Source organism: Citrobacter sp. FP75 (assembly GCF_018342065.1).
In the GTDB taxonomy this organism is placed as follows: Bacteria; Pseudomonadota; Gammaproteobacteria; order Enterobacterales; family Enterobacteriaceae; genus Citrobacter.
In genome coordinates this window covers 58,887-76,049 of sequence record NZ_JAFDOE010000011.1, presented here as the reverse complement: position 1 = coordinate 76,049, position 17,163 = coordinate 58,887, and the positions used below count along the sequence as shown (strand labels likewise).

15 protein-coding genes are annotated in these 17,163 nt (G+C 52.3%); 10 read left to right on the top strand and 5 right to left on the bottom strand.

Going from position 1 to position 17,163, the window contains the following annotated elements:
• Positions 1–54: 54 nt before the first annotated feature.
• Both fabV and ilvY read right to left on the bottom strand, forming a co-directional pair.
• Positions 55–1,248 carry an enoyl-ACP reductase FabV gene (gene fabV / locus JQ822_RS22700; protein ID WP_213135367.1) on the bottom strand — a complete coding sequence of 398 codons (1,194 nt, stop codon included), beginning with the start codon at positions 1,246–1,248 and terminating at the stop codon, positions 55–57.
• A 175-nt stretch (positions 1,249–1,423) separates the two neighbouring features.
• Complete coding sequence (gene ilvY / locus JQ822_RS22695; RefSeq protein WP_213135366.1) at positions 1,424–2,326, bottom strand: HTH-type transcriptional activator IlvY; 903 nt, start codon at positions 2,324–2,326, stop codon at positions 1,424–1,426.
• A 151-nt stretch (positions 2,327–2,477) separates the two neighbouring features.
• Here ilvY and ilvC point away from each other — a divergent pair, with 151 nt between their 5' ends.
• Complete coding sequence (gene ilvC, locus JQ822_RS22690) at positions 2,478–3,953, top strand: ketol-acid reductoisomerase (protein WP_213135365.1); 1,476 nt, start codon at positions 2,478–2,480, stop codon at positions 3,951–3,953.
• Positions 3,954–4,008: 55 nt separating this feature from the next.
• Here the strand turns inward: ilvC and ppiC are convergent, their stop codons facing one another.
• Complete coding sequence (gene ppiC, locus JQ822_RS22685; RefSeq protein ID WP_015960967.1) at positions 4,009–4,290, bottom strand: peptidylprolyl isomerase PpiC; 282 nt, start codon at positions 4,288–4,290, stop codon at positions 4,009–4,011.
• An 84-nt stretch (positions 4,291–4,374) separates the two neighbouring features.
• Between ppiC and rep the strand changes: the two genes are divergently transcribed.
• Positions 4,375–6,396: a DNA helicase Rep gene (rep, locus tag JQ822_RS22680; protein WP_213135364.1), complete on the top strand. Its 2,022-nt coding sequence runs from the start codon at positions 4,375–4,377 to the stop codon at positions 6,394–6,396.
• A 49-nt stretch (positions 6,397–6,445) separates the two neighbouring features.
• Here rep and gppA read toward each other — a convergent pair whose 3' ends face one another.
• Together gppA and rhlB are read right to left on the bottom strand one after the other, a co-directional pair.
• The gene (gppA, locus tag JQ822_RS22675; RefSeq protein WP_213135363.1) at positions 6,446–7,930 is read right to left on the bottom strand and encodes a guanosine-5'-triphosphate,3'-diphosphate diphosphatase; all 1,485 of its coding nucleotides are present in this window, start codon (positions 7,928–7,930) and stop codon (positions 6,446–6,448) included.
• 5 nt (positions 7,931–7,935) lie between these two features.
• A complete protein-coding gene (rhlB, locus tag JQ822_RS22670; protein ID WP_096758950.1) occupies positions 7,936–9,204 on the bottom strand; it encodes an ATP-dependent RNA helicase RhlB in 1,269 nt (422 codons plus the stop codon).
• A 118-nt stretch (positions 9,205–9,322) separates the two neighbouring features.
• Here rhlB and trxA point away from each other — a divergent pair, with 118 nt between their 5' ends.
• From trxA to rffG, 8 genes are all read left to right on the top strand, one after another.
• Positions 9,323–9,652: a thioredoxin TrxA gene (trxA, locus tag JQ822_RS22665; protein ID WP_001280776.1), complete on the top strand. Its 330-nt coding sequence runs from the start codon at positions 9,323–9,325 to the stop codon at positions 9,650–9,652.
• A 132-nt stretch (positions 9,653–9,784) separates the two neighbouring features.
• A complete protein-coding gene (locus JQ822_RS22660) occupies positions 9,785–9,913 on the top strand; it encodes a rho operon leader peptide (RefSeq protein WP_102191218.1) in 129 nt (42 codons plus the stop codon).
• A 77-nt stretch (positions 9,914–9,990) separates the two neighbouring features.
• Positions 9,991–11,250 (top strand): transcription termination factor Rho, encoded by a 1,260-nt coding sequence (gene rho / locus JQ822_RS22655; RefSeq protein ID WP_096758948.1) that lies wholly within the window; start codon positions 9,991–9,993, stop codon positions 11,248–11,250.
• 201 nt (positions 11,251–11,451) lie between these two features.
• Positions 11,452–12,582: a UDP-N-acetylglucosamine--undecaprenyl-phosphate N-acetylglucosaminephosphotransferase gene (wecA, locus tag JQ822_RS22650; protein WP_244849114.1), complete on the top strand. Its 1,131-nt coding sequence runs from the start codon at positions 11,452–11,454 to the stop codon at positions 12,580–12,582.
• Positions 12,583–12,593: 11 nt separating this feature from the next.
• Entirely contained in the window at positions 12,594–13,640 is a 1,047-nt protein-coding gene (wzzE, locus tag JQ822_RS22645; RefSeq protein ID WP_213135361.1) for an ECA polysaccharide chain length modulation protein, read from the top strand.
• Between the two features lie 55 nt (positions 13,641–13,695).
• On the top strand, positions 13,696–14,826 hold the full coding sequence (gene wecB, locus JQ822_RS22640; protein ID WP_213135360.1) for a non-hydrolyzing UDP-N-acetylglucosamine 2-epimerase: 1,131 nt from the start codon (positions 13,696–13,698) through the stop codon (positions 14,824–14,826).
• Positions 14,823–16,085, top strand: a complete 1,263-nt coding sequence (wecC, locus tag JQ822_RS22635; protein WP_213135359.1) for a UDP-N-acetyl-D-mannosamine dehydrogenase — start codon at positions 14,823–14,825, stop codon at positions 16,083–16,085. Before wecB ends, wecC begins: the two co-directional genes overlap by 4 nt.
• The gene (rffG, locus tag JQ822_RS22630) at positions 16,085–17,152 is read left to right on the top strand and encodes a dTDP-glucose 4,6-dehydratase (RefSeq protein WP_213135358.1); all 1,068 of its coding nucleotides are present in this window, start codon (positions 16,085–16,087) and stop codon (positions 17,150–17,152) included. The genes wecC and rffG overlap by 1 nt, the downstream gene beginning before the upstream one ends.
• The last annotated feature ends 11 nt before the right edge of the window (positions 17,153–17,163 follow it).

The window sequence follows — 17,163 nt, the reverse complement described above, 5'->3', positions numbered from 1 at the left end:
TTAAAAAAGGGTTCATGTTTTCACATGAACCCTTTTTGCAACTGTATCAGCAAATTACAGCGTGATGACTTCGAATTCGACTTCGGTATTTACGTCAGCGTCGTAATCCACGCCGTCGAGGGCAAAACCGAACAGGTTCAGGAATTCCTGCTTGTACCCTGCATAGTCAGTTTCATGCGCCAGGTTTTCGGTGGTGATCAGCGGCCACAGATCGCGACACGCCTGCTGAATGTCTTCGCGCAGTTCCCAGTCATCCATACGGATACGCTGGTTGTCATCAAGCGCCACTTTGTCGCCGTACAGGCTGGTGGTCATCAGACGGTTGATCTGCTCGATACAACCCTCGTGAATGCCCTGTGCTTTCATCAGCTTGAAGACCATGGAGATGTACAGCGGCATCACCGGAATCGCAGAAGATGCCTGGGTGATAACGGATTTCAGTACGGCAACGTTCGCAGAACCGTGCAGCGGAGCCAGTTGATTACGCAGCGCACCCGCCGCGCGGTCGAGGTCTTCCTTCGCTTTGCCCAGCGCGCCGTGCCAGTAGATTGGCCAGGTCAGGTCGGTACCGATGTAGGAGTAGGCTACGGTTTTCACGCCGTCAGCCAGTACGCCCGCTTCGTTCAGCGCGCCCATCCACAGTTCCCAGTCTTCGCCGCCCATGACGGTGACGGTGTTCTGAACTTCTTCTTCGGTTGCCGGCTCAATGCTGGCGGTGATGATCTGATCTTTGTTGGTATCAATCGCTTTAGAGGTGTAAACCTCACCGATTGGCTTCAGCGCAGAACGGACGATTTCACCGGTTTTCGGCATTTTACGCACCGGGGAAGCCAGTGAGTAAACCACCAGGTCAATCTGACCCAGGTCTTCTTTGATCAGTTTGATGACTTCATCGCGGCACTCGTCGGAGAACGCGTCGCCGTTGATGCTTTTGGAATACAGACCTTCGCGTTTTGCGGCCTCATCGAAGGCAGCAGAGTTATACCAGCCCGCGGAACCCGGTTTGGTTTCCGTGCCTGGTTTTTCGAAAAATACGCCGATAGTCGCGGCACCGCTGCCAAAGGCGGCGGAAATTCTGGACGCCAGGCCGTAACCGGTGGACGCACCGATGACCAGCACACGGGAAGGGCCGTTAGCGATTTTCCCGTTTTGCTTAACGTACGCGATCTGTTTTTCCACATTGACTTTGCAGCCAGTCGGATGGGTCGTTGTACAGATGAATCCACGAATTTTTGGTTTGATTATCATAATGATGGCTAATTAAGTTTGTATTTTCGCTGTCAAGTGCGCAATGACACCGTCTGTTCTGGCTTGCTTAACAACATGGTTAACAAGCCCCCCACATCTATTATGGCACGGGACATTATACAGAAAAGGAGCACCAATACTGAATCTACCACTGATTTTAGGCCTGATGCTGACGCTACTCAGCGGATTTACGCTCCAGAACAATCTTCCAGAACGCATCAATCAGCGGCTCATGCAGCCGCTTTTTTTGTGCACAGACGCCCAGTTCAAACGGTGTTTTCTCATCGCTGCGCTCTAAAATCATCACGCGGTTGCGCACCGGTTCCGGGCTGTTTTCCAGAACCACCTCCGGCAGCAGCGCCACGCCGCAGCCCAGTGCCACCATTGAGACCATCGCCTCATGACCACCGACCGTGGCATAAATCGATGGGTTGCTGATTTTATGGCGGCGGAACCACAGCTCAATGCGGCGTCGCACTGGTCCCTGGTCGGCCATAATAAACGGCACCGTTGACCAGTCGGGGACATCGACGGACACCTGATTGCGTACCGGACACGGCAACGCCGGGGCGATCAACACCACCGTCAGATTTTCCAGCATCGAGAATGCGACCGCACCGGGCAGTGTTTCCGGTTTTCCGGCTATCGCCAGGTCAGCTTCTCCCGTCACCACTTTTTCCATGGCATCGGCGGCATCGCCGGTGGTGAGCTTGATCTCTACCGACGGATGTTCAGCGCGAAAACGGTCAAGAATGGGCGGTAGATGACTATACGCGGCGGTTACCGAACAGAAAATATGCAGCTCGCCCGACAGCGACGGCCCTTGCTGATCGAGGGTGTGGCGCAATTGCTGATACTGCAACAACGTCTGCTGGGCAAAGACGCGCAGCTCTTCACCCGCTTCGGTGAGCGTTACCGTGCGGTTATCGCGGACAAAAAGCGCCTGCCCGAGGTCTTCTTCCAGACGCTGGATCTGCCGGGAGAGCGTGGAGGGACTGACGTGCATCGCCCGCGCGCTGCGGCCAAAATGGCGGCTTTCGGCCAGATGCAGGAAGGTTTTCAGATCGCGTAAATCCACCGGCTCACTCCTTTATTTCTACGTTGCATAAATTGCAATGTGACGTTGTGAATATATCAATTTCCGCAATAAATTTCCTGTCATATAGTGGATTCAATCTCGCAAAAGCGAACCGAACAATAAGACACACAACATCACGGGGTACACCACCATGGCTAACTACTTTAATACACTGAACCTGCGCCAGCAGCTGGCACAGCTGGGCAAATGTCGCTTTATGGGCCGCGACGAATTCGCCGATGGCGCGAGCTACCTTCAGGGTAAAAAAGTGGTCATCGTCGGCTGTGGCGCCCAGGGTCTGAACCAGGGCCTGAACATGCGAGACTCCGGGCTGGATATCTCCTACGCGCTGCGTAAAGAAGCAATCGCCGAGAAGCGCGCTTCCTGGCGTAAAGCGACCGAAAACGGCTTCAAAGTGGGTACCTACGAAGAGCTGATCCCACAGGCGGATCTGGTGGTTAACCTGACGCCGGACAAACAGCACTCTGACGTGGTGCGTTCCGTACAGCCGCTGATGAAGGACGGCGCGGCGCTGGGCTACTCTCACGGCTTCAACATCGTGGAAGTGGGCGAGCAGATCCGTAAAGACATCACCGTCGTGATGGTAGCCCCGAAGTGCCCGGGTACCGAAGTGCGTGAAGAGTACAAACGCGGTTTTGGCGTACCGACACTGATCGCGGTTCACCCGGAAAACGACCCGAAAGGTGAAGGTATGGCGATTGCTAAAGCCTGGGCTGCGGCGACCGGCGGTCACCGTGCAGGCGTTCTGGAATCCTCCTTCGTGGCTGAAGTGAAATCTGACCTGATGGGTGAGCAGACTATCCTGTGCGGCATGCTGCAGGCCGGTTCTCTGCTGTGCTTCGATAAGCTGGTGGAAGAAGGCACCGACCCGGCTTACGCAGAAAAACTGATTCAGTTCGGTTGGGAAACCATCACCGAAGCGCTGAAGCAGGGCGGCATCACTCTGATGATGGACCGTCTGTCTAACCCGGCGAAACTGCGTGCTTACGCGTTGTCTGAACAGTTGAAAGAGATTATGGCGCCGCTGTTCCAGAAACACATGGATGACATCATCTCCGGCGAATTCTCCTCCGGTATGATGGCTGACTGGGCTAACGATGATAAAAAACTGCTGACCTGGCGTGAAGAGACCGGTAAAACCGCGTTCGAAACCGCAGCACAGTTTGACGGTAAAATCAGTGAGCAGGAGTACTTCGATAAAGGCGTTCTGATGATCGCGATGGTAAAAGCGGGCGTTGAACTGGCGTTCGAAACCATGGTTGATTCTGGCATCATCGAAGAGTCTGCTTACTACGAATCACTGCACGAGCTGCCGCTGATCGCCAACACCATCGCCCGTAAGCGTCTGTATGAAATGAACGTGGTAATCTCAGATACCGCAGAATACGGTAACTACCTGTTCTCTTACGCTTGCGTACCGCTGCTGAAAGCGTTCATGACTGAAATTCAGCCGGGCGATCTGGGCAAAGCAATTGCCGAAGGCGCGGTAGACAACGCACAACTGCGTGATGTGAACGAAGCGATTCGCGGCCATGCGATTGAGAAAGTGGGCCAGAAACTGCGCGGTTATATGACGGATATGAAACGTATTGCTGTAGCCGGCTAAAATGTAGCCGCTACCCGCAATAAAAAACCCGGAGATTCTGACTCCGGGTTTTTTATTAGTTACGGTACAGCACTTTAATGATGTGGTAACCAAACTGGGTGTGCAATGGGCCAGTTGGCTCCAGCACCGGGCAGGAGAAGACCACTTTATCAAACGCCGGAACCATCTGGCCCTGGCGGAATTCACCGAGGTGACCGCCTTTCTTACCTGATGGACAGGTAGAGTGCTTCTTCGCCAGTTTCTCGAAGTCGGCGCCGTTTTTAATTTGTTCCAGAAGATCCAGAGCCAGTTTCTCTTCTTTAACAAGGATATGCAGTGCTGCTGCTGTTTTTGCCATGATCGTGCCTTGAGTGGTGTAGTTGAGGCTGGCTATACTACCATGCTCTAAATTTCCCCTCCCGACTTTCATTGAGTGATTTTTATGCGTTTAAACCCCGGACAACAACAAGCCGTCGAATTCGTCACCGGCCCCTGCCTGGTGCTGGCGGGTGCTGGCTCCGGTAAAACCCGCGTTATCACCAATAAAATCGCGCATTTAATACGCGTTTGCGGCTATCAGGCTCGGCATATTGCGGCGGTGACCTTTACCAACAAGGCCGCGCGCGAGATGAAAGAACGTGTGGCGCAGACGCTGGGTCGTAAAGAGGCGCGGGGGCTGATGATCTCCACCTTCCACACCCTGGGGCTGGATATTATCAAGCGCGAATATGCTGCTTTGGGTATGAAGTCTAACTTTTCATTGTTCGATGACACCGATCAGGTGGCGTTGCTGAAGGAGTTGACCGAAGGGCTCATCGAAGATGATAAGCTGATTCTTCAACAGCTGATCTCGACGATCTCCAACTGGAAAAACGATCTGATGACACCGGCGCAGGCGGCAGCCAGCGCGAAAGGTGAGCGCGATCGTATTTTTGCCCATTGCTATGGTCTGTACGATGCACATATGAAGGCCTGCAACGTGCTGGACTTCGATGATTTGATCCTGCTGCCGACGCTACTATTGCAGCGTAATGACGAAGTGCGTGAGCGCTGGCAGAACAAGATTCGTTATCTGCTGGTGGATGAGTATCAGGACACCAATACCAGCCAATACGAACTGGTGAAGCTGCTGGTGGGTAGCCGTGCGCGTTTTACCGTGGTTGGCGATGACGACCAGTCGATCTATTCCTGGCGCGGTGCGCGTCCGCAAAACCTGGTGCTGCTAAGCAAAGATTTCCCGGCATTGCAGGTGGTTAAGCTGGAGCAGAACTACCGTTCTTCCGAACGCATCCTGAAAGCGGCAAACATTCTCATTGCCAATAACCCACATGTCTTTGAAAAACGGCTCTTTTCAGAGCTGGGTTACGGTGCTGAACTTAAGGTATTAAGTGCTAATAATGAAGAGCATGAAGCGGAGCGCGTGACCGGCGAACTGATTGCCCATCATTTCGTAAACAAGACGCAGTATAAAGATTACGCGATTTTGTACCGTGGCAACCATCAGTCGCGGGTGTTCGAAAAATTCCTGATGCAGAACCGTATCCCGTACAAAATTTCCGGCGGCACGTCGTTTTTCTCCCGTCCGGAGATTAAAGATCTGCTGGCTTATCTGCGGGTACTGAGTAACCCCGATGATGACAGCGCATTCCTGCGCATCGTGAATACGCCAAAACGTGAAATTGGCCCGGCTACGCTGCAAAAGCTTGGCGAGTGGGCGATGACGCGTAATAAAAGCCTGTTTACCGCCAGCTTTGACATGGGGCTTAGCCAGATGCTAACCGGGCGTGGCTATGAGTCGCTGACCCGCTTTACGCACTGGCTGGGTGAAATCCAGCGTCTGGCCGAGCGCGAGCCGATTGCTGCCGTACGCGACCTGATCCACGGCATTGATTACGAATCGTGGCTCTATGAAACCTCACCCAGCCCGAAAGCCGCCGAAATGCGCATGAAAAACGTCAACACGCTGTTTAGCTGGATGACGGAAATGCTTGAAGGTAGTGATATTGATGAGCCGATGACGCTGACCCAGGTTGTCACCCGCTTTACCTTGCGTGACATGATGGAGCGTGGGGAGAGTGAAGAAGATCTGGACCAGGTGCAGTTGATGACGCTGCATGCCTCAAAGGGACTGGAATTCCCGTACGTGTTTATGGTGGGAATGGAAGAAGGTTTTTTGCCTCATCAGAGCAGCATTGATGAAGACAACATCGACGAAGAGCGCCGTCTGGCTTACGTAGGGATTACCCGCGCGCAGAAAGAGCTTATCTTCACGCTGTGTAAAGAGCGTCGTCAGTACGGTGAGTTGATACGCCCGGAGCCAAGTCGTTTTCTGCTGGAGTTACCGCAGGACGATATTATCTGGGAGCAGGAGCGTAAAGTGGTCAGCGCTGAGGAGCGGATGCAAAAAGGGCAAGCCAGCATTGCTAATATTCGGGCGATGATGGCGAAAGCAAAAGAGAAGTAGGTATTTTGTAGGCCGGATAAGCGCAGCGCCATCCGGCAAAGGTCAGTCGTTAACGCACTTCCAAAGGCCAGTGGACATAGCTTTGCCACTGGCTTTCCTGAACGATAAGCTCTTTACCCAGCGGATGATGCGCCAGCCAGCCTTCAGGCAGCGTTACCGTAAGATGTTCATTCTTCGCATCCAGATGAATTTCTGGCACTAAATCGTCCCGGCGACGGCTGGCAAAAATGATCGCCAGACGTAGCAAACGACAAAGGTGTTCCGCGATACGCGGCGGCACGGCATTTTGCTGGTGTAGCGAAGAGAGATCGACCGGATTGGTCTGGTTGAGTAACAATGTGGCTAACAGTTTTTTCTGTGCGGGGGTAAATCCAGGGAGATCGAGATTGCGCACCAGCCAGGCCGCGTGCAGAGGCGCTTGCTTGTACTCCACGCTCAGGCCTATTTCGTGCAGTTGACAGGCACTTTGCAGCAGTTCACGGCTTATCGCGTCAAGATGCCACTTCTTTTCTACCTGATCGAAAAATTTACCCGCTAAATTGGCAACGCGATGGGCTTGCTCGGTATCGACCATAAATCGGCGCTGAATATTACGCAACGTGCGGCTGCGAATATCTTGATCCACCGGCAAGTGCAGCATGCCATAGACCAGGCCTTCACGTAATGCGCCGCCAGCGAGGGTCATGCATTGGATATTTAACTCGGTGAAAATCGCGATCAGGATCGCCAGTCCACTGGGGAACACCAGCGCACGTTCCAGCGTTAATCCTTCGATTTCCAGCTCTTCAAGACGTCCGCAATGAATGGCGCGTTGCTTTAACTGCTGAAGTTTTGCCAGCGTAATGCGCTCATCCATGCCCTGCGCCATCATGATTTCCTGCAGCGCCTGTACGGTACCAGAAGCACCGACACAGACTTTCCAGCCATGAAAACGCAGCTTGTCTGCGACAGGGCGCAGGACTTCACGTGCCGCTTTCTCTGCCTCGTCAAAGTTTTCCTGTGCCAGATTACGATCGGTGAAATACCGTTCGAGCCAGGTGACGCAGCCCATCGACAGGCTAAACAAGGAGGTTGTCTGTGCACCGGAACCGGTAACCAGTTCGGTGCTGGCTCCGCCGATATCGACGACCAGGCGCTGATCGGCGCCACCGGTGGTGTGGGCTACCCCCTGATAAATCAGCCGGGCTTCTTCCTCACCGCTAATAACCTGAACGGCACAGCCAAGGATCTCTTGCGCTTTAGCAATAAAAACATCGGCATTGGTGGCGATGCGCAGTGTTGCCGTGGCAACCACACGAATTTGTGGCTGAGGGATATCCTGCAGACGTTCAGCAAACAGGCGTAGACACTGCCAACCTCGCTCCATGGCTTCAGCAGAGAGCGTATTATCACTATTCAGGCCAGCGGCCAGACGCACCTTACGTTTAATTCGCGTGAGCGTCTGGATGCTTCCTGCCACCTCGCGTACAACCAGCATATGAAAACTATTCGAGCCTAAATCAATTGCGGCGTACAGCGAGGAAGTGCTTAGCATATTTCTTAACCTGAACGACGACGATTACGCGGTGCGCCACCGGTGCGGCGTGGACCATTGCCAGGGCGCGTTCGCGTCAGGCGCAACGGCTTCGGCAAATCGGTCATCAGCGCATCCGGGTTGTATTTACTCACCGGAATCGAGTGGCCGATATAGGTCTCGATGGCAGGTAAATTCAACGCATACTCTTCACAGGCAAGGCTGATGGAATGCCCGCTTGCGCCTGCTCGACCGGTACGACCAATACGGTGAACGTAGTCTTCACAGTCATCCGGTAGGTCATAGTTAAACACATGCGTAACGGCTGGAATATGCAGGCCACGTGCGGCAACGTCAGTCGCAACCAGGATATCGAGATCGCCACGGGTGAACTCTTCCAGAATGCGCAGACGTTTTTTCTGTGCCACGTCACCGGTGAGCAGACCTACGCGATGACCGTCAGCGGCAAGGCTGCCCCAGATATCTTCGCAACGGTGTTTGGTGTTCGCAAAAACAATGGCGCGATCTGGCCACTCTTCTTCAATCAGCGTTTGCAGCAAACGCATTTTCTCTTCGTTTGAAGGATAGAAGAGTTCTTCTTTAATACGGTGACCCGTCTTCTGTTCCGGTTCGACTTCAACATACTCGGCGTTGTTCATTTGTTCGAACGCCAGTTCGCGAACGCGGTAAGAGAGGGTGGCGGAAAACAGCATATTCAGACGCTGGTTGGTTGGCGGCATACGACGGAACAGCCAGCGAATATCTTTAATAAAGCCCAGATCGTACATGCGATCGGCTTCATCCAGTACCACCACCTGAATCGCGCCCAGATTGATGTGGTTCTGTTTTGCGTAGTCAATGAGACGGCCCGTGGTGCCGATAAGAATATCGACGCCGCTTTCCAGCACTTTCAGCTGTTTGTCGTAACCGTCGCCGCCATAGGCCAGGCCCAATTTCAGGCCGGTAGTCTGCGCCAGTGGTTCCGCATCAGCGTGGATCTGCACGGCTAACTCACGCGTTGGTGCCATAATTAAGGCACGCGGCTGGTTCACCTTGCGATCGGCAATCGCGGGATGAGAGAGGAGATAATGAAACGTTGACGTCAGGAACGCCATCGTTTTTCCGGTACCGGTTTGCGCCTGCCCTGCAACATCACGACCTGCCAGCGTTAGCGGGAGGGCGAGTGCCTGAATGGGCGTACAATTATGAAACCCTTTATTTTCAAGGGCTTCTATCACCTGAGGGTGCAGGGCGAAGTCGGAAAACTTCTGTTCTGTTAAATGTGTTTTGCTCATAGTGTGGTAGAATATCAGCTTACTATTGCTTTACGAAAGCGTATCCGGTGAAATAAAGTCAACCTTTAGTTGGTTAATGCTACACCAACACGCCAGGCTTATTCCTGTGGAGTTATATATGAGCGATAAAATTATTCACCTGACAGACGACAGTTTTGACACGGATGTACTCAAAGCGGACGGAGCTATCCTCGTTGATTTCTGGGCAGAGTGGTGCGGTCCGTGCAAAATGATCGCTCCAATTCTGGATGAAATCGCTGACGAGTATCAGGGCAAATTGACAGTTGCGAAACTGAACATTGACCAAAACCCAGGCACCGCGCCGAAGTATGGTATCCGTGGCATTCCGACCCTGCTGCTGTTTAAAAACGGTGAAGTTGCGGCGACAAAAGTCGGCGCACTGTCCAAAGGTCAGTTGAAAGAGTTCCTCGACGCTAACCTGGCGTAAGACGGAATTATCAAGTTTGGGCGACCCGATTCCTAAATTCTTCGGATGACTGGACGCCCGACTTGAGTCGTGCTAAGTTAGTGTTGACTTCGTATTAAACATACCTTATTAAGTTTGAATCTTGTTTATCCAATACTTCCCGTTGTTTCTCGCGCGAGAAGTGGACAGATTCCTGGCTTGTCACTCAATCCGTCTTGTCGTTTCAGTTCTGCGTACTTTCCTGTGACCAGACAGCGAACAGACATGAGTCGATGGCCGTAAACAGGCATGGATGACCCTGCCATACCATTCACAAATTAAGTTCGAGATTTACCCCAAGTTTAAGAACTCACACCATTATGAATCTTACCGAATTAAAGAATACGCCGGTTTCTGAGCTGATCACTCTCGGCGAAAATATGGGCCTGGAAAACCTGGCTCGTATGCGCAAGCAGGACATTATTTTTGCCATCCTGAAGCAGCACGCAAAGAGTGGCGAAGATATCTTTGGTGACGGTGTGCTGGAGATATTGCAGGATGGATTTGGTTTCCTCCGTTCCGGAGACAGCTCCTACCTCGCCGGTCCAGACGACATCTACGTATCCCCCAGCCAAATCCGCCGTTTCAACCTCCGCACTGGTGACACCATTTCCGGTAAGATTCGTCCTCCTAAAGAGGGTGAGCGTTACTTTGCATTGTTGAAAGTTAACGAAGTTAACTACGACAAGCCGGAAAACGCGCGTAATAAGATTCTGTTCGAGAACTTAACCCCGCTGCACGCAAACTCACGTCTGCGTATGGAACGTGGTAACGGTTCAACAGAAGACTTAACGGCACGTGTCCTTGATCTGGCTTCCCCGATCGGTCGCGGTCAGCGTGGTCTGATTGTGGCACCGCCGAAAGCCGGTAAAACCATGCTGCTGCAGAATATTGCACAGAGCATTGCGTACAACCATCCGGATTGCGTACTGATGGTACTGCTGATCGACGAACGTCCGGAAGAAGTGACCGAGATGCAGCGTCTGGTTAAAGGTGAAGTGATTGCTTCCACCTTTGACGAACCAGCATCCCGCCACGTTCAGGTTGCGGAAATGGTTATTGAGAAAGCGAAACGTCTGGTTGAGCACAAGAAAGACGTTATCATCCTGCTCGATTCCATCACTCGTCTGGCACGTGCCTACAACACCGTGGTACCGGCTTCTGGTAAAGTACTGACCGGTGGTGTGGACGCTAACGCCCTGCATCGTCCGAAACGTTTCTTCGGTGCGGCACGTAACGTGGAAGAGGGCGGAAGCCTGACGATTATCGCGACGGCTCTGGTCGATACCGGCTCTAAAATGGATGAAGTTATCTATGAAGAGTTTAAAGGTACCGGCAACATGGAACTGCACCTCTCGCGTAAGATTGCTGAAAAACGCGTCTTCCCGGCTATCGACTACAACCGTTCCGGTACCCGTAAAGAAGAGCTGCTCACCACTCAGGAAGAGCTGCAGAAAATGTGGATCCTGCGCAAAATCATCCATCCGATGGGTGAGATTGATGCGATGGAATTCCTCATTAACAAGCTGGCGATGACCAAGACCAACGACGACTTCTTCGACATGATGAAACGTTCTTAAGTCGGGCATCCTCTGAAAACGCCACGTTTACGTGGCGTTTTGCTTTTACGATTCATCCTAATGTCTGACCGGATAAACTTGGCATGATTGTACGCGCCAGGTAACGTAACAATGATCAATATGAACTACAAACGGGTCAGTAGTGTAATGTTTTAACGGGTCACTTCAAGGGACCGTTGTAACGCATTATACTTTAAGGAAATGATATATGCTGAGAGCACATACGCTGTGAATTTACTCGCTGCTTTATCTGAGTTAATCAGTATTTTTTTATTCACCACCCTTTTTATTTTTTTCGCACGAAAAGTAGCCATAAAAATAGGTTTAGTGGATAAGCCAAACTTCCGTAAACGGCACCAGGGCATCATTCCTTTAGTGGGCGGGATTTCTGTGTTTGCAGGAATCAATTTTATGTTTGGTCTTTCGGATTATTACATTCCGCATGCCTCGTTATACCTCTTTTGTGCTGGTGTGCTGGTGTTGGTTGGTGCACTGGACGATCGTTTTGACATAAGCGTAAAAATACGCGCCGTTGTCCAGGCTGCGATTGCTATTGTTATGATGGTAAAAGGAAATCTGTACCTGAGTAGCCTGGGATATATCTTTGGTTCCTGGGAGTTGATACTCGGTCCTTTTGGCTATTTTCTCACCCTTTTTGCCGTGTGGGCGGCGATTAACGCGTTCAATATGGTGGATGGCATCGACGGCCTGTTAGGCGGGCTGTCCAGTGTATCCTTTGCCGCAGTGGGCCTGATCCTCTGGTTTGACGGACAGACCAGCCTGGCAATCTGGTGTTTTGCCATGATCGCTGCCATTCTGCCTTATATCCTGCTGAACCTGGGGATCCTTGGACGCCGTTATAAAGTCTTTATGGGTGATGCAGGCAGTACACTGATTGGTTTCACGGTGATTTGGATCCTGCTGGAAACGACCCAGGGACCTACGCATCCTATTAGTCCGGTCACTGCCCTGTGGATTATTGCCATTCCGTTAATGGATATGGTGGCGATTATGTATCGTCGCTTACGTAAAGGTATGAGTCCTTTCTCCGCTGATCGCCAGCACATTCATCATTTGGTGATGCGAGCGGGGTTTACTTCCCGACAGGCATTTGTTCTGATTACGCTGGCTGCGGCGATTCTGGCCTCTATTGGTGTACTGGCTGAGTATTTTCGTTTAGTCCCTGAATGGGCCATGCTGGTGTTATTTTTATTGGCATTTGGTCTTTACGGTTACTGCATTAAGCGTGCCTGGAAGGTTGCCAGATTTATCAAGCGAGTTAAGCGCAGACTTCGAAGAAACCGCGAAAACAAACCAAACTTAACCAAGTAAATGAGGATGCGATGACACAGCCATTACCGGGAGAACATGCCGTGAACACTGAAAATGAACTGGACATCCGTGGGCTGTTTCGGACCTTGTGGGCAGGGAAGGCGTGGATTGTCGGTATGGCCCTCGTCTTTGCGCTTGTTGCTCTCGCCTATACGTTTTTTGCGCGTCAGGAGTGGAGTGCGACTGCTATTTCTGACCGGCCAACGGTGAATATGTTGGGTGGTTATTACTCTCAACAGCAGTTTTTACGCAATCTGGATATTAAGGCCAGCCTGGCGTCAGCGGATCAGCCGTCGGTGATGGACGAGGCCTATAAAGAGTTCGTCATGCAGGTTGCCTCGTGGGATACGCGCCGTGAGTTCTGGCAGCAGACCGATTACTTTAAGCAACGGATGGTCGGAAACAGTAAAGCCGATGCGGCATTGCTGGATGAGTTAATCAATAACATTCAGTTTATGCCTGGTGATGCATTGCGCAATACCAATGACAGCGTGAAGCTGATTGCGGAAACGGCGCCTGATGCCAACAACCTGCTGCGCCAATACGTGGCGTTTGCCAGCCAGAGAGCGGCACGTCATCTGAACGATGAGTTAAAAGGCGCGTGGGCTGCACGCACCGTGCAGATGAAGGCGCAGGTTAAACGCCAGGAAGAGGTGGCGAAATCACTCTTCTCTCGCCGCGTTCATAACATTGAACAGGCGCTCAAAATTGCAGAGCTGCATAATATTTCTCGCACTTCAACGGATGTGCCAGCAGATGAATTACCGGACTCTGAGCTGTTTTTACTCGGACGTCCTATGCTGCAGGCGCGGCTCGAAAACCTGCAGGCTGTCGGCCCGGAATTCGAACTAGATTATTTCCAAAACAAAGCCATGTTAAATACGCTGAACGTAGGACCAACTCTGGACCCACGTTTTCAGACCTATCGTTATTTGCGGACGCCGGAAGAACCGGTAAAACGTGATAGCCCTCGCCGTGCCTTCCTGATGATTATGTGGGGCATCGTTGGGGCCTTGATCGGTGCCGGTGTCGCGTTAACCCGTCGCCGCCCGATTTAGCAACACCGTTGCAGTGAGGGGCTGGGCCCTCGCTGCCAATCCGAAGAGAATCGATGTGAAAGTACTGACTGTTTTTGGCACGCGACCGGAGGCCATCAAGATGGCACCTCTGGTTCATGCGCTGGCAAAAGATCCTCATTTTGAGGCGAAAGTTTGCGTCACTGCGCAGCATCGGCAGATGCTGGATCAGGTGTTGAACCTTTTTTCTATTGTACCTGACTACGATCTCAATATTATGCAGCCAGGTCAGGGGCTCACCGAAATTACCTGTCGAATCCTTGAAGGATTAAAGCCTATTCTGGCTGAATTTAAACCTGATGTAGTACTGGTACACGGTGATACCACGACGACCATTGCGACCAGTCTGGCCGCGTTTTATCAGCGTATTCCGGTAGGACATGTTGAAGCCGGATTACGAACTGGCGATCTTTATTCACCCTGGCCGGAAGAGGCGAACCGCACGCTGACCGGGCGTCTGGCCATGTATCATTTTGCCCCAACGGAAAACTCGCGGCAGAACCTGTTACGAGAAAATATTGCCGATGATCGCATTTTTGTCACCGGTAATACGATCATTGATGCGTTGATCTGGGTTCGCGATCGCGTCCTGGGAAATGATGCGTTGCGAGCTGAAATTGCAAGTCATTATCCTTTCCTGAGCGCGGATAAAAAGATGATCCTGGTGACCGGTCATCGCCGGGAAAGCTTTGGTCGCGGTTTTGAACAAATCTGCCATGCGCTGGCAGAAATTGCGGCGGCGAATCAGGATGTGCAAATTGTTTACCCGGTGCACCTGAACCCTAACGTCAGTGAGCCGGTAAACCGCATCCTGGGTCACGTTGACAATGTGATTCTGATCGAGCCGCAGGAATACCTGCCGTTTGTCTGGCTGATGAATCATGCCTGGCTGATCCTGACCGATTCTGGTGGTATTCAGGAAGAAGCTCCGTCGCTGGGGAAACCTGTGCTGGTGATGCGTGAAACGACGGAGCGTCCAGAGGCCATTACCGCCGGGACAGTGCGGCTGGTGGGGACCGATCCGCAGCGCATTGTGGAAGAAGTCACGCGTTTACTGCATGACGAAGATGAATATCAGACCATGAGCCGGGCCCATAATCCGTATGGCGATGGGCAAGCGTGTGGTCGTATTTTACACGCGTTAAAAAACAATCGGATATCGCTATGAGTTTTACGACCATTTCTGTCATTGGGCTGGGTTATATCGGGCTGCCAACCGCAGCTGCTTTTGCTTCCCGTCAAAAACACGTGATTGGCGTAGATGTTAATCAGCATGCGGTGGACACCATTAACCGTGGTGAGATCCATATCGTTGAACCTGACCTCGGTGCCGTGGTGAAAACAGCCGTCGAAGAAGGATATCTTCGTGCGACCACCAAACCCGTAGAAGCGGACGCATATTTAATTGCCGTGCCTACCCCGTTCAAAGGGGAGCATGAACCCGATATGGTGTACGTCGAAGCGGCGGCGAAGTCGCTGGCGTCAGTGCTGAAAAAAGGCGCATTGGTGATCCTCGAGTCAACGTCACCTGTCGGGGCAACCGAGCAGATGGCTGCATGGCTTGCTGAAATGCGACCAGATCTGACGTTCCCGCAGCAGGCAGGTGACCAGGCGGACGTCAATATTGCCTATTGTCCAGAACGCGTGCTGCCGGGTCAGGTGATGGTCGAGCTGATAAAAAACGATCGCGTGATTGGCGGGATGACGCCTGTCTGCTCCGCGCGTGCCAGTGAGCTGTACAACATCTTCCTTGAAGGTGAATGCGTGGTGACCAATGCCCGCACCGCGGAAATGTGCAAACTCACTGAAAATAGCTTCCGTGACGTTAACATCGCCTTTGCCAATGAGCTGTCGCTGATTTGCGCCGAACAGGAGATTAACGTCTGGGAACTGATTCGTCTGGCGAACCGACATCCACGCGTCAATATCCTGCAGCCAGGACCGGGCGTCGGCGGCCACTGTATTGCCGTCGATCCGTGGTTTATTGTGGCGCAGAACCCGCAGCTGGCGAAATTAATCCGCACCGCACGTGAAGTGAATGATGGCAAACCTCACTGGGTAATCGATCGGGTAAAAGCTGCCGTGGCCGACTGTCTGGCTAAGACGAACAAACGCGCCAGCGATGTGAAAATTGCCTGTTTTGGTCTGGCATTTAAACCGAATATCGACGATTTACGTGAAAGCCCGGCGATGGGCATCGCGCTGAGTATCGCCCAGTGGCATCGTGGTGAAACGCTGGTGGTGGAACCGAACATCCATCAACTGCCGAAAAAGCTGGACGGTCTTTGCCAGTTGGCAAAACTGGACGATGCTTTGGCAAGTGCCGATGTGCTGGTCATGTTGGTCGACCATAATGAATTTAAAGCCATTAAAGGCGATGCGGTTCACCAGCAGTACGTGGTTGATACCAAAGGAGTCTGGCGCTAATGAAACGAATTCTGGTCACCGGTGGCGCCGGATTTATCGGCTCAGCAGTTGTACGGCATATCATTCATGAGACCGAAGATGCGGTGGTGGTGGTCGATAAACTGACCTACGCCGGAAATCTGATGTCGTTGACGCCGGTCGCGCAGAATGACCGTTTTGCCTTTGAAAAAGTGGATATCTGCGAGCGGGCATCGCTCGACAGGGTGTTTCAACAATATCAGCCAGACTGCGTGATGCATCTGGCTGCAGAAAGCCATGTTGATCGTTCTATTGATGGTCCAGCGGCATTTATCGAAACCAATATTGTGGGCACCTATACTCTGCTGGAAGCGGCGCGAGCTTACTGGAGCGCATTAACCGATGAGAGAAAATCGGCGTTTCGTTTCCATCATATTTCGACCGATGAAGTGTATGGCGACCTGCATTCTACGGATGATTTCTTCACGGAAACCACGCCGTATGCGCCAAGTAGCCCTTATTCAGCGTCGAAAGCTAGTAGCGATCACCTGGTCCGTGCCTGGTTGCGTACTTACGGTCTGCCCACGCTGATTACCAACTGCTCCAACAACTACGGCCCGTATCACTTCCCGGAAAAACTGATCCCACTGACCATTCTTAACGCTCTGGCGGGCAAGCCACTGCCGGTATATGGCAACGGGCAGCAGATCCGTGACTGGCTTTACGTGGAAGATCATGCCCGCGCGCTGTATTGCGTGGCGACCACCGGGGCCGTCGGTGAAACGTATAACATCGGTGGACACAACGAGCGTAAGAACCTTGACGTGGTTGAGACGATTTGCTGCCTACTTGAAGAGTTGGCACCCAACAAGCCACAGGGCCTTTCGCAGTATCGTTCATTGATCACCTTTGTTGACGATCGTCCGGGTCATGATTTGCGTTATGCCATTGATGCGTCAAAAATTGCACGTGATCTTGGCTGGATGCCGCAGGAAACATTTGAAAGCGGTATGCGCAAAACCGTGCAATGGTATCTGGCGAATGAGGCGTGGTGGAGGCCCGTGCAGGATGGCAGCTACCAGGGCGAACGTTTAGGTCTGAAGGGTTAACTTCCTGAGGA

Bases quoted from the DNA above. Each gene is read 5' to 3' on its own strand.
- wecA (WP_244849114.1), top strand. From the start codon at position 11,452: ATGATATATGCTGAGAGCACATACGCTGTGAATTTACTCGCTGCTTTA.
- rho (WP_096758948.1), top strand. From the start codon at position 9,991: ATGAATCTTACCGAATTAAAGAATACGCCGGTTTCTGAGCTGATCACT.
- wecC (WP_213135359.1), top strand. From the start codon at position 14,823: ATGAGTTTTACGACCATTTCTGTCATTGGGCTGGGTTATATCGGGCTG.
- rffG (WP_213135358.1), top strand. From the start codon at position 16,085: ATGAAACGAATTCTGGTCACCGGTGGCGCCGGATTTATCGGCTCAGCA.
- fabV (WP_213135367.1), bottom strand. From the start codon at position 1,248: ATGATAATCAAACCAAAAATTCGTGGATTCATCTGTACAACGACCCAT.
- wzzE (WP_213135361.1), top strand. From the start codon at position 12,594: ATGACACAGCCATTACCGGGAGAACATGCCGTGAACACTGAAAATGAA.
- ilvC (WP_213135365.1), top strand. From the start codon at position 2,478: ATGGCTAACTACTTTAATACACTGAACCTGCGCCAGCAGCTGGCACAG.
- ppiC (WP_015960967.1), bottom strand. From the start codon at position 4,290: ATGGCAAAAACAGCAGCAGCACTGCATATCCTTGTTAAAGAAGAGAAA.
- trxA (WP_001280776.1), top strand. From the start codon at position 9,323: ATGAGCGATAAAATTATTCACCTGACAGACGACAGTTTTGACACGGAT.
- gppA (WP_213135363.1), bottom strand. From the start codon at position 7,930: ATGCTAAGCACTTCCTCGCTGTACGCCGCAATTGATTTAGGCTCGAAT.
- rhlB (WP_096758950.1), bottom strand. From the start codon at position 9,204: ATGAGCAAAACACATTTAACAGAACAGAAGTTTTCCGACTTCGCCCTG.
- rep (WP_213135364.1), top strand. From the start codon at position 4,375: ATGCGTTTAAACCCCGGACAACAACAAGCCGTCGAATTCGTCACCGGC.